This window comes from Stenotrophomonas sp. GD04145 (genome assembly GCF_029835135.1).
Lineage (GTDB): Bacteria > Pseudomonadota > Gammaproteobacteria > Xanthomonadales > Xanthomonadaceae > Stenotrophomonas > Stenotrophomonas maltophilia_P.
In genome coordinates, this window is the sequence record NZ_JAODZG010000011.1 from 84,380 (window position 1) to 97,813 (window position 13,434).

General features: G+C 67.4%; 16 protein-coding genes. 9 read left to right on the forward strand and 7 right to left on the reverse strand.

Annotated features, from left to right (window positions below; translation table 11 throughout):
* The first annotated feature begins 331 nt into the window (after window positions 1-331).
* Together N7367_RS08540 and N7367_RS08545 are read left to right on the forward strand one after the other, a co-directional pair.
* Entirely contained in the window at window positions 332-1,159 is an 828-nt protein-coding gene (locus tag N7367_RS08540) for a hypothetical protein (RefSeq protein WP_053516530.1), read from the forward strand.
* A 137-nt stretch (window positions 1,160-1,296) separates the two neighbouring features.
* Window positions 1,297-1,983: a hypothetical protein gene (locus N7367_RS08545; RefSeq protein WP_128987890.1), complete on the forward strand. Its 687-nt coding sequence runs from the start codon at window positions 1,297-1,299 to the stop codon at window positions 1,981-1,983.
* A 14-nt stretch (window positions 1,984-1,997) separates the two neighbouring features.
* Here the strand turns inward: N7367_RS08545 and N7367_RS08550 are convergent, their stop codons facing one another.
* The gene (locus tag N7367_RS08550; protein ID WP_053516528.1) at window positions 1,998-2,357 is read right to left on the reverse strand and encodes a DUF1428 domain-containing protein; all 360 of its coding nucleotides are present in this window, start codon (window positions 2,355-2,357) and stop codon (window positions 1,998-2,000) included.
* Between the two features lie 274 nt (window positions 2,358-2,631).
* On the opposite strand from N7367_RS08550, the gene N7367_RS08555 reads away from it, so the two are divergent.
* Together N7367_RS08555 and N7367_RS08560 are read left to right on the forward strand one after the other, a co-directional pair.
* A complete protein-coding gene (locus tag N7367_RS08555) occupies window positions 2,632-3,204 on the forward strand; it encodes an Ax21 family protein (RefSeq protein ID WP_053516527.1) in 573 nt (190 codons plus the stop codon).
* Between the two features lie 186 nt (window positions 3,205-3,390).
* Window positions 3,391-4,062 carry a response regulator transcription factor gene (locus N7367_RS08560; protein WP_053516559.1) on the forward strand — a complete coding sequence of 224 codons (672 nt, stop codon included), beginning with the start codon at window positions 3,391-3,393 and terminating at the stop codon, window positions 4,060-4,062.
* A 9-nt stretch (window positions 4,063-4,071) separates the two neighbouring features.
* Here N7367_RS08560 and N7367_RS08565 read toward each other — a convergent pair whose 3' ends face one another.
* Complete coding sequence (locus tag N7367_RS08565; RefSeq protein WP_053516526.1) at window positions 4,072-4,461, reverse strand: DUF6165 family protein; 390 nt, start codon at window positions 4,459-4,461, stop codon at window positions 4,072-4,074.
* 164 nt (window positions 4,462-4,625) lie between these two features.
* On the opposite strand from N7367_RS08565, the gene N7367_RS08570 reads away from it, so the two are divergent.
* The gene (locus tag N7367_RS08570; RefSeq protein WP_279942194.1) at window positions 4,626-5,318 is read left to right on the forward strand and encodes a TorF family putative porin; all 693 of its coding nucleotides are present in this window, start codon (window positions 4,626-4,628) and stop codon (window positions 5,316-5,318) included.
* A gap of 54 nt (window positions 5,319-5,372) precedes the next feature.
* Here the strand turns inward: N7367_RS08570 and N7367_RS08575 are convergent, their stop codons facing one another.
* Window positions 5,373-5,840, reverse strand: a complete 468-nt coding sequence (locus N7367_RS08575; protein ID WP_074902165.1) for a DUF1456 family protein — start codon at window positions 5,838-5,840, stop codon at window positions 5,373-5,375.
* 85 nt (window positions 5,841-5,925) lie between these two features.
* Here N7367_RS08575 and N7367_RS08580 point away from each other — a divergent pair, with 85 nt between their 5' ends.
* Window positions 5,926-6,417, forward strand: coding sequence for a hypothetical protein (locus N7367_RS08580; RefSeq protein WP_053516522.1), 492 nt, complete (start codon window positions 5,926-5,928; stop codon window positions 6,415-6,417).
* A gap of 88 nt (window positions 6,418-6,505) precedes the next feature.
* Window positions 6,506-7,258 (forward strand): SDR family NAD(P)-dependent oxidoreductase, encoded by a 753-nt coding sequence (locus tag N7367_RS08585; protein ID WP_065174225.1) that lies wholly within the window; start codon window positions 6,506-6,508, stop codon window positions 7,256-7,258.
* A gap of 100 nt (window positions 7,259-7,358) precedes the next feature.
* On the opposite strand, the gene N7367_RS08590 is transcribed toward N7367_RS08585, so the two are convergent.
* The 4 genes from N7367_RS08590 to N7367_RS08605 all read right to left on the reverse strand — a co-directional run bounded on the left by N7367_RS08590 (window position 7,359) and on the right by N7367_RS08605 (window position 11,464).
* Window positions 7,359-8,237: an SPOR domain-containing protein gene (locus tag N7367_RS08590; protein ID WP_279942195.1), complete on the reverse strand. Its 879-nt coding sequence runs from the start codon at window positions 8,235-8,237 to the stop codon at window positions 7,359-7,361.
* Window positions 8,238-8,258: 21 nt separating this feature from the next.
* The gene (gene argS / locus N7367_RS08595; protein ID WP_053516518.1) at window positions 8,259-9,947 is read right to left on the reverse strand and encodes an arginine--tRNA ligase; all 1,689 of its coding nucleotides are present in this window, start codon (window positions 9,945-9,947) and stop codon (window positions 8,259-8,261) included.
* Between the two features lie 115 nt (window positions 9,948-10,062).
* The gene (radC, locus tag N7367_RS08600; protein WP_065174506.1) at window positions 10,063-10,767 is read right to left on the reverse strand and encodes a DNA repair protein RadC; all 705 of its coding nucleotides are present in this window, start codon (window positions 10,765-10,767) and stop codon (window positions 10,063-10,065) included.
* Between the two features lie 70 nt (window positions 10,768-10,837).
* Entirely contained in the window at window positions 10,838-11,464 is a 627-nt protein-coding gene (locus N7367_RS08605; RefSeq protein WP_053516509.1) for a response regulator transcription factor, read from the reverse strand.
* Between the two features lie 227 nt (window positions 11,465-11,691).
* On the opposite strand from N7367_RS08605, the gene coaBC reads away from it, so the two are divergent.
* Both coaBC and dut read left to right on the forward strand, forming a co-directional pair.
* On the forward strand, window positions 11,692-12,954 hold the full coding sequence (gene coaBC, locus N7367_RS08610) for a bifunctional phosphopantothenoylcysteine decarboxylase/phosphopantothenate--cysteine ligase CoaBC (RefSeq protein ID WP_128987883.1): 1,263 nt from the start codon (window positions 11,692-11,694) through the stop codon (window positions 12,952-12,954).
* Window positions 12,951-13,424 carry a dUTP diphosphatase gene (gene dut / locus N7367_RS08615; RefSeq protein ID WP_053516506.1) on the forward strand — a complete coding sequence of 158 codons (474 nt, stop codon included), beginning with the start codon at window positions 12,951-12,953 and terminating at the stop codon, window positions 13,422-13,424. The genes coaBC and dut overlap by 4 nt, the downstream gene beginning before the upstream one ends.
* Window positions 13,425-13,434: the final 10 nt, after the last annotated feature.

Sequence of the window (13,434 nt, forward strand, 5' to 3'; positions counted from 1 at the left end):
GCTACACCGATAGGGTGTGTCCGCCGGCGTGGTCAGGACACCCTCTGATACTTGCGCAGTTCCGCCGATCCAAGGTGTGCGATGGCACGTCGCGCGTGCAGGTTCCGGCAAGGGGCGTGCAGGCAGCCCGTCGCCGCAACGTGCACCTCAATCCCATGGCGCAGCGCTGAAAAAAAGGGGTTTGCTGCGGATCGACGGTAGCAGCACCAGCCTCCCCCTACACTACTATCGTCGCAGCAGACGCGATTGCAGGCGTACCACCCGTTCCACGATCGTCATTGTCGGTATAGCATCGCCCCGTTTTGACAATCCACGCCCCCAGGAGGGCAACATGAGCAACGGTAATGGTGTGTCGGTCGTGACCGACGCCGTCGAGAACGCGAAAGAAACCGCCACCAACGTCGGCGAGACCATCGCCCACGCCGCTGAAGACGCAGTGAAGTCGGTCAAGAAGACCGTCAAGCGCGCCCGCAAGGCCGCCACCACCCGCGTCGCCAAGGCCAAGAAGGCCGTGGCCAAGGTCGAGAAGACCGTTGCCAAGAAGGCCGAGAAGGCCGCCAAGTCGGTCGGCAAGACGGTCGCCAAGGCCAAGCAGAAGCTGGAAGCCGCCAAGAAGAATGCCAAGGCCGAAGCCGCTGCCCTGAAGAAGGAAGTGGCCAAGAAGAAGGCCGCTGCCGGCAAGACTGTCGCCAAGAAGGCTGCTGTTGCCAAGAAGACCACGAAGGCCGCCACCAAGGCTGCCGGCAAGAAGGTCGCCACGGTGAAGAAGGCTGCGACCAAGAAGGCAGCCGCCACCAAGAAGACGGTTGCCAAGAAGGCCGCCGCCGCGAAGAAGGTTGTCGGCAAGAAGGTGGCCACCGCCAAGAAGGCCGTGGCCAAGAAGACGGTCGCCGCCAAGAAGGTGGCTGGCAAGAAGACCGTGGCCGCGAAGAAGGTTGTCGGCAAGAAGGTTGCCGCTACCCGCAAGGTCGCCACCAAGAAGACGGCTGCCGCCAAGAAGGTGGTCGGCAAGAAGGCCGCTGCCACCCGCAAGACGGTTGCCAAGAAGGCAGCGACCACCAAGAAGGCTGTCGCCCGCAAGGCTGCACCGCTGAAGAAGGCCGCTGCCAAGAAGGCCCCGGCGAAGAAGGCCGTGCGCAAGGCTGCCAAGCGCAAGTAATCGCGCGAGCGGCGAAGGCCCCTCCGCCCTGCCGGGTGGTGGGGCCTTCTGCGTTCATGGGGCGGTACAACGGCCCGGCATGAAGCCTGCGGGGTCGTCCTGAGGCAAGATGAAGTCCCTCCGCTGGAGTTCCCATCATGCGCGGCATCGATTTCAGTTCCTGGCAGGGTGTGCTTTCCACGTTGGCCGGCCTGGTGCTGATAACGCTGCTGGGCGTGGGTATCCGCCTGCTGGTGATGCAGACCCTGCAGCAGCGCCGCGAGCGCGAGAACCGGCAGATCAACGAACGGCTGCGCACGCTGATGGCCGCCTACAAGACCCTGGGCGGTTCGTTCACCGGTGAGCTGGGGGTCGACCCCAGTCATCTGCGCGACCTGCGCCAGCGCGCCCATGAGCAGGGCATCGTCGAACCCGGTTCGGATCGCGCGCGGCGCATCCGCGACGCCGTCGAAGCGGCCTTGTCGGACATCCTGCTGCTGGGTACCGATGAGCAGGTGCGGCTGGCCGCGCGCGCCGCCGATGAGTTGGCGCAGGGACGACCGGTGCACACGCATGAGCTGGTGGTGTCGCTGCGCGATTTTGTCCGCGAAGCGCTGGATCTGGCGCCGATCCCGGCCGATCTGCAGATTCCACGGCAGGGCCCGACCCGGCCCGCAAGCGGCAGCGGGGGCGGCAAAGGCCGCCCTGAAGGCGAAGGCAAGGGCAGTCGTGCGGGCGGCGGCGGAGGAATGGGCATGGGCGCCGGCATGGGCGGGCTCGGCCTGGGGGCCGGCGCCGCACTGGGCGCCGGCACTGCCGGAGAAGACGACGCAGGTACGCGCTGAGCGCCGCGAAGGCGTCAGCGGGTCAGTTCGTAGATGGGTGTGAAACCGCCATAGATCATCCGCGCACCGTCGAACGGCATCGGGTTCTTCGCGGGGTCCAGGCGCGGGTCTTCCATCATCTTCTGCATGCCCGCATCACGGGTGGCCTTGTCAGGCCACTCGATCCAGGAAAACACCACCGTCTCTTCCGGTGTTGCTTTCACTGCGCCGAAGAAGTCCGTTGTCTTGCCATGCGGCACGTCATCGCCCCAGCACTCGACCACGCGCAGCGCCCCGTACTCGATGAAGACCACGTCGCCGCTTCGCGCATGGGCGAGGAACTTTTCCTTGTTGGCGGTGGGAACCGCCAGAACGAAACCATCGATGTAGCTCATTGCCTGCCTCCGTGATGGACCGCACTGCATGTGCGGCCTTCTTCTGTTCGACGAACCAGGGCGCGGCAGATCGACACGGCCGCGATCGAAGCATTCAGGACGTACCCGCGCGCCGCGCGTATGCCAGAGACCGCCTGAATCAAGCCAGAAAATTCAGCAATGCGAAGGTTGCTGTTTTCAGGGTGCGTTGTGGCGAATAACGGAGAATTTACATTCCCGATGCGACGGCGCTTCCGCGCTGCTGCTCACCATAAGAAAGTAAAGGTGTACCCCCATGAAGAATTCGCTGATTGCCCTGGCGCTGGCTGCTGCCCTGCCGTTCTCCGCCTCGGCTGCCGAGAACCTGTCCTACAACTATGCTGAAGCCAACTACGCCAAGACCGACATCGACGCGTTCAAGGCCGACGGCTGGGGCGTGAAGGGTTCCTACGGCTTCCTGCCGAACTTCCACGCCTTCGGTGACTACAGCCGCCAGGAAATCGACCACACCAATCTCAAGCTGGACCAGTGGAAGGTCGGTGTCGGCTACAACCAGGAAATCGCGCCGTCGACCGACTTCGTGGCCCGCGTGGCGTACCAGAAGCGTGACCTGGAGCATGGCCTGGATTTCAACGGCTACAGCGCTGAAGCCGGCATCCGCACCGCGTTCGGTGCCCACGCCGAAGTCTACGGCATGGTTGGTTACGAAGACTTCTCGAAGAAGCGCGGCATCAATCCGGAAGGCGAGTGGTACGGCCGCCTGGGTGGTCAGGTGAAGCTGAACCAGAACTGGGGCCTGAACGGCGAGCTCAAGATGAACCGCGACGGTGACAAGGAATACACCGTCGGCCCGCGCTTCAGCTGGTAATCGCTGCAGGCGCTCTGCGCCCTGCGTGCATCGACAGGCCCGGCATCTGCCGGGCCTGTTGCGTTCCACCCAACCGAAATGAAATCTGACTGCGGCTGCGCAGTCGATGCTGCATTGCAACGAATTGGATTCCGCCGTTGCAGGGCGCGACCTACGGTGGGCATCCACTTCCGCCGGATCCGACTGATGCCGCCCGCCCCCGCCACCCCGCATACCGGGAAGCTGCGCCGCCTGGCGCTGCTGGATCCGCATCCGGTGCTGCGGCTGGGCCTGGAAGTGCTGTTATGTGAGCACAGCGGTCTGCAGGTCCGTGGCAGCTTCGCCAATGAAGCCGACCTGCTGTCGCTGCTGCATCAGCAGCCCGGTTGTGTCGATCTGCTGGTGATCGATGCACTTCCGCTGGGTGACCAAGGGGTTGGCCTGCAACTGCTGCGCACGCTGTCGCAGCAGTGGCCGTCGTTGCCGGTGCTGGTGCTTTCAGCCCATTGCAACGCCAGCACGGTGGTGACGGCCATGCAGGCCGGCGCGCGCGGCTTCCTGTCCAAGGCGACCGCACCGCGCGTGCTGCTGCGGGCTGTGGAGGTGGTGGCCCGGGGTGGGCGGTTCGTGCCGCCGGAACTGCGCCCGCAGTTGAGCCGCTCGCGGGCGCGCCGCATGCCCTCATTGATGCCGCTCAGCCGCCGCGAGCGCGAGGTGCTGCGCCTGGTGCTGGAAGGCTGCAGCACCGGCGAAGTCGCGCAGCGCTTCGGCCGTTCCGCAAGCACGGTCAGCTCGCAGAAAAAAGCCGCCTACCAGAAGCTCGGCATCCGCAGTGACGGCGAGCTGTTCCGCATCCGCCACCTGCTCGAATGCGGCTGAAACCCGGGCTTATTCCCCCTGGTACTGCTTTTCTTCGACCAGTGCCGAACCCGCAACGCGGTTGATCTCGTTCTTGACCTGCACGCGCTCGCCATTGGTACCGTACACGCCGCGCGCCAGCTGGACGAAGGCATCATCGAACACCTGTGCCGCTTCCTTGTCGCGCAGCTGGTCCTGGATGTCCCACATGCGCTCGTTGATGGTCTTCAGCTGCTGCTTCAGCGCGGCAAGTGCCGGCTGTGCCTGCAGCTGCTGCTGCAGCAACGGCAGCAGGCCGTCCAGCTCCGTCCGCACATTGGCCAGCTTGGTGGCATCGCCGATGCGTTCGGCCTTGATCTCGAGAATGGTGATCTTGTCGATCAGCTCGCCGATCGATACCGGCGTCAGGATGGCGTCCATGGGTGGTTTCCTGGAAACAGGCGGCCATCATACCGCGCCACTGCCAAGCGGTTTTACGCTGATTTTGCGCCCCGGCCACGGTAGCGCCATCGAACCGTTACGGCCCTGCCATCGACACTGCCGTCCCGGCGGTTGAGCCGCCATTGGATGAGGAATGATGTGCAGTGGACAGCAAGGGGATGATCGCGGCGTTGGCCGCGGCGTTGGCGGGACTGCTGGGCGTGGGCAGCGCGCAGGCACAGGTGAGCGGCAACGCCACGTTGACCAGCGATTACGTCTGGCGGGGCAGTTCGCAGAGTGACGGCGACCCGGCGGTGCAGGCCGGAGCGAAGTTCGCGCTCGCGTCCGGGTGGTATGCCAGCGCGTGGGGCTCGAACGTATCGTTCAAGCCGGACAACGGCGCACGCAGCGAGTTCGATCTGGTGGCGGGCTGGTCCGGCACACCGGCCGCGGACTGGACGCTGGACGCCAACCTGACCCGCTATGTGTATCCGGGGACAGCCCGGGCGCTGGACTGGACAGAGTTCGCTGCCACGGTGGGCTGGAAGCAGCGGACCTGGCTGCAGGTCGCGCATTCCAGCGATGCCCTGGCCGGTGGCCGTCGCGGTACGTATGCACAGCTGGGCGTGCGCCTGCCGCTGCGCGAGAGCTTCCGGCTTGAAGCGGCCGTGGGCCACTACTGGCTGGCGGCCGCGCAGGGGCCGGATTACGTGCACGGGCAGCTCAGCGCCATCGCCACGTTGGCTCCGGCGTGGGAAGTGCGGGCCACCGTGCATGACACCGATACCGCGGCCAGACGCCTGTTCCCGGGCAACGCGGGCGGGCGCTGGGAACTGGCGCTGCAGGGCAGCTTCTAGCGGGCCGGCGCCGCCACGACGGTATCGGCCACCCATGGGCCGGTACCGCGCGGCTCAACCGCGCAGGCGCTGGCTCAGGCCCTTGAGGAAGTTGCGCAGCATCTGATCCAGGCAACGTCGGTAGTTGGCATGCCCGGGTTGGCGGAACAGCGCCCCGATCTCGGACTTGGATACCTTGAAGCCGGCGCTGGCGAAGATGTCCATCAGATCGACGTCGCGCAGCTGGAACGCTACGCGCAGCTTCTTCAGCACGAGGTTGTTGTCGATGCGGGTTTCCACGGCGCGCTGCGGCTGGCTCTCGTCGCGGCCGCGCAGGTGCACGATCAGGCCATCCAGGAAGTGCGCCAGCGCACTGTCGTCCATCGGCACGAAGCCGGCTTCATCCTCGCGCCGCAGCCAGGCCCTGGCCTGCTCGAGATCCACCGCGAAGGCCGGGTCGGCCAGCTGGCACAGGGCCACCACGTGATGGTCGCCCAGGTCCAGGGAGTAGCGCACGCTGCGCAGTACATCATTGTTGATCATGGCCCATTGTAGCGGTCCGGCCGTTGTCACCGGATTGTCACCGGATTGAAGCATCGTGAGCGCTGTTCCGTAGAGACCTCGTCCGATGCGCCGGTACCTCGTTCTCCTCCTGCTGGCGGCCAGCAGTGTTGCCGCCCATGCCCAGGACCGTTTTGTTCCGGTCGAACAGCGGCTCACTGCGGCCCAGCTGGCCGAAGTGGGGCTGAGCCCGGCCCAGCTGCAGGCGTTGAACCGCGTGCTGCGCCAGGCAGAGGCCGCGTCGCCTGCCATCTCCGCGGTCACGGCCGCCCCCGCCGGCGCGCCGCTGCCTGCGAATGTTCCGGCGCCGGCAGCCATGCACCTGGGGCTGGAAGAAGGCCCGGTCAGCGCACGCGTGGTGGGGGAGGTGGCCGGTTGGGCCCCCGGCACGGTGTTCACCCTCGACAACGGACAGCAATGGCAGGTGATGAAGGGACAGATGAAGCTGCGCAGGGCCCTCCAGGCGCCGCAGATCGAAGTGATCCCGGGCATCGCCGGCCGCTGGTTCCTGCAGGTCGACGAGGATCTGCCGAAGGCCCGCGTGTTCCGCCTGCGCTGAGTGTGCCCGGCGCGAAGACCGATCAGGCAAGGCAGGGTCCGGCCGACGGTGCCAGAATGGGGGTCTCGTTCCTCCACGGAGTTGCCTGATGTCCCGCACCGTCCTGATTACCGGCGCCACGTCCGGGTTTGGCGCCGCCGCCGTCCATCGCTTCGCCCAGGCAGGCTGGAAGGTGATCGCCACCGGCCGTCGCAGCGACCGCCTGCAACCGCTGGTCGAGCGCTATGGCAAGGACGTGGTGCACGCAGCGGCCTTTGATGTCCGCGATCCGATCGCAATGGAAGCGGCGCTGCTGGCGCTGCCCCCCGCATTCGGTGAGATCGACCTGCTGGTCAACAACGCCGGTCTCGCGCAGGGCACCGCTCCGGCGCAGAGCGCCAGCCTGCAGGACTGGACGACGATGATCGATACCAACATCACCGCCCTGGTGACGTTGACCCACCGCCTGCTGCCGCAGCTGGTCGAACGCAGGGGTGCGATCATCAACATCTCGTCGGTTGCCGGTGTCTACCCGTACCCGGGCGGCAACGCGTATGGCGGTACCAAGGCGTTCGTCAGCCAGTTCTCGCTGGGCCTGCGTTCGGACCTGCACGGCACGGGCGTGCGTGTGACCACCATCGAGCCGGGCATGGCCGAGACCGAGTTCACGGTGGTGCGTACCCACGGTGACCAGGCCGCGTCGGACAAGCTGTATTCCGGCGCCAACCCGATGACCGCCGAGGACATCGCCGAGCAGATCTTCTGGGTTGCCAGCCTGCCGCCGCATCTGAACATCAACCGCCTGGAACTGATGCCGGTCAGCCAGTCGTTCGCCGGCTTCCAGGTCGCGCGCGAGGGCTGACCTGCGTGCCTTCACGGCCGCCGGGCGTGGGTCGGCCCTGCGGGGCCCAAAAAAAAGAAAGCCGGGCAATGCCCGGCTTCTTCCGTTCAGACCCGAACGATCACTGTGCCTTGATCGCCATCGCCTGCAGGCCGGTGCCATCCAGCTTCTGCTTGGCTTCGGACAGCTCACCGGCGCTGCCGTAGGGCCCCATGCGCACGCGGTACACGGTCTTGCCATTGATCTGCGCCGACTCCACCCGTGCCGCCAGGCCCATCATCGCCAGCTTGGCCTTGGTGGCCTCGGCGTCGCCGGAGGCGCCGAACGCACCTGCCTGCAGGATGTAGCGCGCGTTGTCGCCGGCCACGGCCGGTGCCGCAGCGGCGGTCGGCGCCGCGTCCACGCGGGCGGCCTGCGCGGTCGATGCCGTGTTGGTCGCCGCCGGGCTGGGCGTGGCCGGTGCAGCCGTTGCCGGGCGTTCGCTCAGCGGGGCAGGCAGCGGACGGCTGGTCGCGGTCACCGGTGCCGTGCTGGCGACACTGGCCGTTGCGGTCGGTGCCGGCGTTGCGGGGACCGGTTTGCCTTCCAGCGCCGCCTGCGCGCGCTGCGCTTCGGCCTTGGCCCGGCGCTGTTCCTCGGCGCGGGTGCTGGCGGCCAGTTCGGCATCGGACATCTCCACTTCCTTGCCGGGCAGCAGGGTGTAGAAGTCGTACTGGGTCGCCGCCGGCTTCTCGGCTTCGGCAGGTTTCGGCGTGGCCGGTTGTGCGGCTGGCTGCGTGCCGACATCGCCGTCGGCATCAGCGACCGGCGCCGGCTGCGCGTTCGGGTTCGGCTGCGGACCGGCGCGCAGGAAGCCATCGCCCTCGCCCTTGAACAGATTCGGCGCCGCCAGGAACACCACGGCGGCGATGGCCACACCGGCGACCAGCCACACCCATCCCGGGGTGCCCTGGCTGCTGCTGTTGCGTCGTGCCTGGTTTTTGCCGCGTCGTGCTGCCATGTGTACTGCGTCTCCTGATGCTTACATTTTTTCCGGGGCGCTCACGCCCAGGAGGTCGAGGCCATTGGCCAGCACCTGACGCGCCGCGCAGGCCAGCGTCAGCTTGGCGTTGCGATCGTCGGCGTCGTCCACCAGCACCGGTGTCCCGTGATACCACGTGTGGAAGGCATGCGCCAATTCACGCAGGTACTGCGCCACCAGATGCGGCTCCAGCGCCACGCCGGCGGCTTCGACCACTTCCGGATAGCGCGAGATCTCGTTCATCAGCAGCAGCGAGGCGTCATCGGCCAGGCGCACGAGCTGACCCAGGCCACTGCCCTGGTCATAGGCCAGGCCCTTCTCCTGCGCCTGGCGGAGCAGGCTGCACACGCGGGCATGCGCGTACTGCACGTAGAACACGGGGTTGTCGTTGCTCTGCTGGCGGGCCAGATCGATGTCGAAGGTCAGCTGCGAATCGGGCTTGCGCGCGATCAGGAACCAGCGGGTCGCATCGCGTCCAGCTTCTTCGATCAGGTCGCGCAGGGTGAAGTAGCTGCCGGCACGCTTGGACAGCTTCACTTCCTCGCCGCCGCGCATGACGGTGACCATCTGATGCAGCACATACTCGGGCCAGCCCTGCGGGATGCCCACTTCCAGCGCCTGCAGGCCTGCACGCACGCGCGCCAGCGACCCATGGTGGTCGGCGCCCAGCTCGGTGATCGCGCGCTCGTAGCCGCGCTGCCATTTGGACAGGTGGTAGGCCACGTCCGGCACGAAGTAGGTGAAGGTGCCGTCGGACTTGCGCATCACGCGGTCCTTGTCGTCACCGAAGTCGGTGCTGCGCAGCCACAGTGCGCCGCCTTCCTCGTAGGTGTGGCCGGACGCCTGCAGCTTGGCCACGGTTTCCGCGACCTTGCCATCGGCGTACAGCGAGCTTTCCAGGAAGTAGATGTCGAAATCGACGCCGAACGCGGCCAGGTCCAGGTTCTGCTCGTTGCGCAGGTAGGCCACCGCGAAGCGGCGGATCGCCTGCATGTCGTGCGGATCCTTGGCGCCGACCACGAGGGTGCCTTCCAGGTCGACGCTGGCGCCGGCCATGTAGGCTCGCGCGACATCGGCGATGTACTCGCCGCGGTAGCCGCCTTCCGGCCAGCCCTCCTGGTCGGGGGCGATGCCCTGGACGCGGGCCTGCACCGACAGCGCCAGGTTCTCGATCTGCACGCCGGCGTCGTTGTAATAGAACTCACGCTTGGCGTTCCAGCCGTTGGCGTCGAGCACGCGGGCCACGCAGTCGCCGATCGCCGCAGCGCGGCCATGGCCGACGTGCAGCGGACCGGTCGGGTTGGCCGACACATACTCCACGCCCACCGTGCGGCCGTTGCCGGACAGGTTGCGCCCGTAGTCGTGGCCTTCCTTGATGACCGAGGCGGCTTCGCGCTGGTACGCGGCCGGAGCGAGGTGGAAGTTGATGAAGCCGGGTCCGGCGATCTCGACCTTGCTGACGTCCTCGCTGCGCGGCAGCGCCTCGACCAGTGCCTGCGCCAGTGCGCGCGGGTTGCTGCGCGCGGCCTTGGCCAGCAGCATCGCGGCGTTGGTGGCGAAGTCGCCATGGTCACGGGTCTTCGGGCGCTCGACCACGAAGTCCGGCGGCAGGGAGTCGGCGGGCAGGGTGCCATTGGCGCGCAAGGCTTCGATGCCTTGGCTGATCAGGGCGCGGAGGAGATTTTTCACGAGGCCTGCTGTGAGAATGAGCGGCGGAATCGCCCATTTTAGCGCAGATGCCGGCGGCCACGCTGACCGTTGCCTGCCTGTGCGGTCCCCCCGGGGTCGGCCGGGGGGCCGGGGCTCAGCCGAACAGGCGGGCCTGGCGCTGGCCCAGCAGGCCACGTTCAGCAAACGAAACAGGGCGGCCTTCGCCCACTACGAAATGGTCGAGCAGGCGGATGTCGACCAGGGCCAGGGCCTGCTGCAGCTCCTCGGTGATGCGCGCGTCGGCCGGCGATGGCTCCGGGTCGCCGGACGGGTGGTTGTGGCTGATGATCACGGCGGCGGCATTGAGCTGCAGGGCGCGCCGCACGACCTCCCGCGGATAGACCGCCGCTGCGGTGAGGGTTCCGGCAAACAGTTCCTCGCACGCGATCAGCCGGTGGCGGTTGTCCAGGAACAGCACCAGGAACAGTTCGCGGGCCTGCCCGCGCAGACGGTGCTGCAGGTAGCGCCCCACCGCCCCGGGATTGTCGCCAACTGCTTCGCCGTGCTGCAGTTCGGCGGCCAGGTACCGGTGGGCCAGTTCCAGGCCGGCGGCCAGGGTGCAGCTGCGGGCCGGCCCCAGGCCGGGCAGCCGTGCCAGCTCGCCGGCAGGCCGGTCCAGCAGTACCCGTAGCGGACCGTGCGCGTGCAGCAGGTCGCGTGCGGTCTGCACGGCATCGCGGCCGCCGACCCCGGAGCCGAGGAACAGCGCCAGCAACTCCGCGTCGGACAGCATGGTGGGGCCCCGCGCCAGCAGCTTCTCGCGGGGACGTTCCTGTTCAGGCCAGTCATGGATGGGCATGCCTGCATCATCGCCAGCGGCGCCCGGCGCTCCCATCGGCGCTTGCCGCCGATGACCGTCAGCCGATGCCTCAATCGCGCACGGTCTTCAGGTAGTCGAACAGTTCCTGGTTGCTCTGCAATCCCAGCTTGCGCTTGGCCTCGGCCTTCTGCCGGCTGATCGTCTTCGGGCTGCGGCCGCAGCGGGCCGCGATGGCGTTGATGTTCAGGCCCTCGGCGAGCAGCTGCAGGACTTCCTGCTCGCGCGCGGAGAGCGAGACCGGTGTGCGCTGGAACAGCAGGTCGCGCGACTGCAGGTGATGACGCAGCTGCTGTGAGACGAAGACCTGGCCGGACATGGCTGCCGCGAGCGCCATCGGCAGCTCGGCGAAGCCGGCGCATTTGTCGACCAGGCCATCGATGCCTTCGCGCAGCAGCCTGTCCAGCAGTCCCGGGTGGCGGGCACCGGTCAGCACCACCACCGGCAGGCCCGGATGACGCTCGCGCAGTGCGCCCAGCAGCGCAGGGCCGTCGGGGCCGACGCCGGGCATGGACAGGTCGGTGAGGACGGCATGGCAGGTTTCACGCTGCAGCAGGTCGAGCAGCTGGGCACCGTCGGCCGCGCTGCCGGCCACCTGCATCTGGTGAGCCTCCAGCACGATACGGATGCCATGCAGTACAACCGGATGGTCGTCGGCGATGATGATGCGCGGTTGCACGCGGGATCCTCGGGGAAGCGGAGCGGCGCACCGGAGGTCGCCAGTACCGATTCTGCAAAGCCGACCAGGGCACGGGTATAGGAAAGTTCCGAATCATCGGCGGGTGAACCCGGGAACTGCGGTAGTGGAAGTTCCATCTGCTGATAGCTGCCGGCTATGTGCGCTGTGCATCGGGACATTACCGACCATCGGGTAAGCTAGCGCCCTCGTTTGCACAGGAATTCCAGGTGGCTGACTCCCCCAACGCATCCCCCGCGCCGGCCGGCGCGCTGGAAGGCCAGAAACTGCTGTTGTGTGTCGGCGGCGGGATTGCGGCTTACAAGGCCCTGGAACTGGTGCGGCGGCTGCGCGATGCCGGGGCGCTGGTGCAGGTGGCGATGACTGCCGGCGCCCAGCAGTTCGTGACCCCGCTCAGTTTCCAGGCCCTGTCCGGGCAGCCGACCCGCACTACGTTGTGGGACAGCGCCGCCGAACAGGCCATGGGCCACATCGAGCTGGCGCGCTGGGCCGACCGCATCGTGATCGCACCGGGCACCGCCGACCTGCTGGCGCGGCTGGCCCATGGTCACGCCGACGACCTGGTCAGCACGTTGTGCCTGGCCAGTACCGCGCCGCTGACCGTGTGTCCGGCGATGAACCATCGCATGTGGCTGCATCCGGCCACGCAGGCCAACATCGCACTGCTGCGCCAGCGGGGCGCGCAGGTGATCGGACCGGTCGACGGGCCGTTGGCCGAGGGTGAGTCCGGCCCGGGGCGGCTGGCCGAGCCGGGTGACATCGTTGCCGCGCTGGCGGCCAACGGCAATGCCGTGGCGCCTGCCGCGCCCTCGGCAACCCGCGCGCTGCAGGGACTGCGTGTGCTGATCAGCGCCGGACCCACCTACGAGGACATCGACCCGGTGCGCTACGTCGGCAACCGCAGCAGCGGCAAGATGGGCTTCGCACTGGCCGCGGCCGCGGCGACGATGGGGGCGCAGGTGGTGCTGGTCAGTGGTCCCGTGCAGCTGCCGACGCCGGTCGGCGTGCAGCGCGTCGATGTGCGCTCGGCCGCACAGATGCGCGACGCCGTGCTCTCATCGCTGCCGGCCGATATCTATATCGGTGCCGCCGCCGTGTCCGACTACACCCCACGGCAGGTGGCGCCGCAGAAGCTGAAGAAGACCGCCGACAGCCAGTCACTGGTGATCGAACTGGTGCGTACCCCGGACATCCTGGCCGAGGTGGCCGCGCAGACGCAGTCGCTGAAGCTGGTGGTCGGTTTCGCCGCCGAAACCCACGACGTGGAGAAGTACGCGCGTGGCAAGCTGGTCGACAAACGCCTGGATCTGGTGATCGCCAACCAGGTCGGCATCAGTGGCGGTGGCTTCGAAAGTGACAACAACGCCGCCACGGCCTTCTGGCAGGATGGCGAACAGGTATTCCCGGCGACCTCCAAGCGCGAGCTGGCCGAACAACTGCTGGCGCTGATCGCGCGGAGACTTCAGGCATGACCCAGGTGATTTCATCGCAACCGTTGCAGGTCAAACTGCTCGATCCGCGCTTCGGCGACAGCTGGCCGCTGCCGGCGTATGCCACCGAGGCCAGTGCCGGCATGGACCTGCGCGCAGCGCTGGACACCGCGTTGACCCTGCAGCCGGGCGATACCGCGCTGGTCCCCAGCGGCCTGGCCATCCACATTGCCGATCCGCACCTGTGCGCGGTCATCCTGCCGCGTTCGGGGCTGGGCCATCGCCACGGCATCGTCCTCGGCAACGGCACCGGCCTGATCGATGCCGACTACCAGGGCCCGCTGCTGATCAGCGTCTGGAACCGGGGCCGCGAGGCCTTCACGATCGAGCCGGGTGACCGCATCGCGCAGCTGGTGGTGGTGCCGATTGCCCGCGTCAGCCTGCAGGTGGTGGATACTTTCACCGACAGCGTGCGGGGAACGGGTGGATTCGGCCATACCGGGGTGCGTTGACGGGGGACAT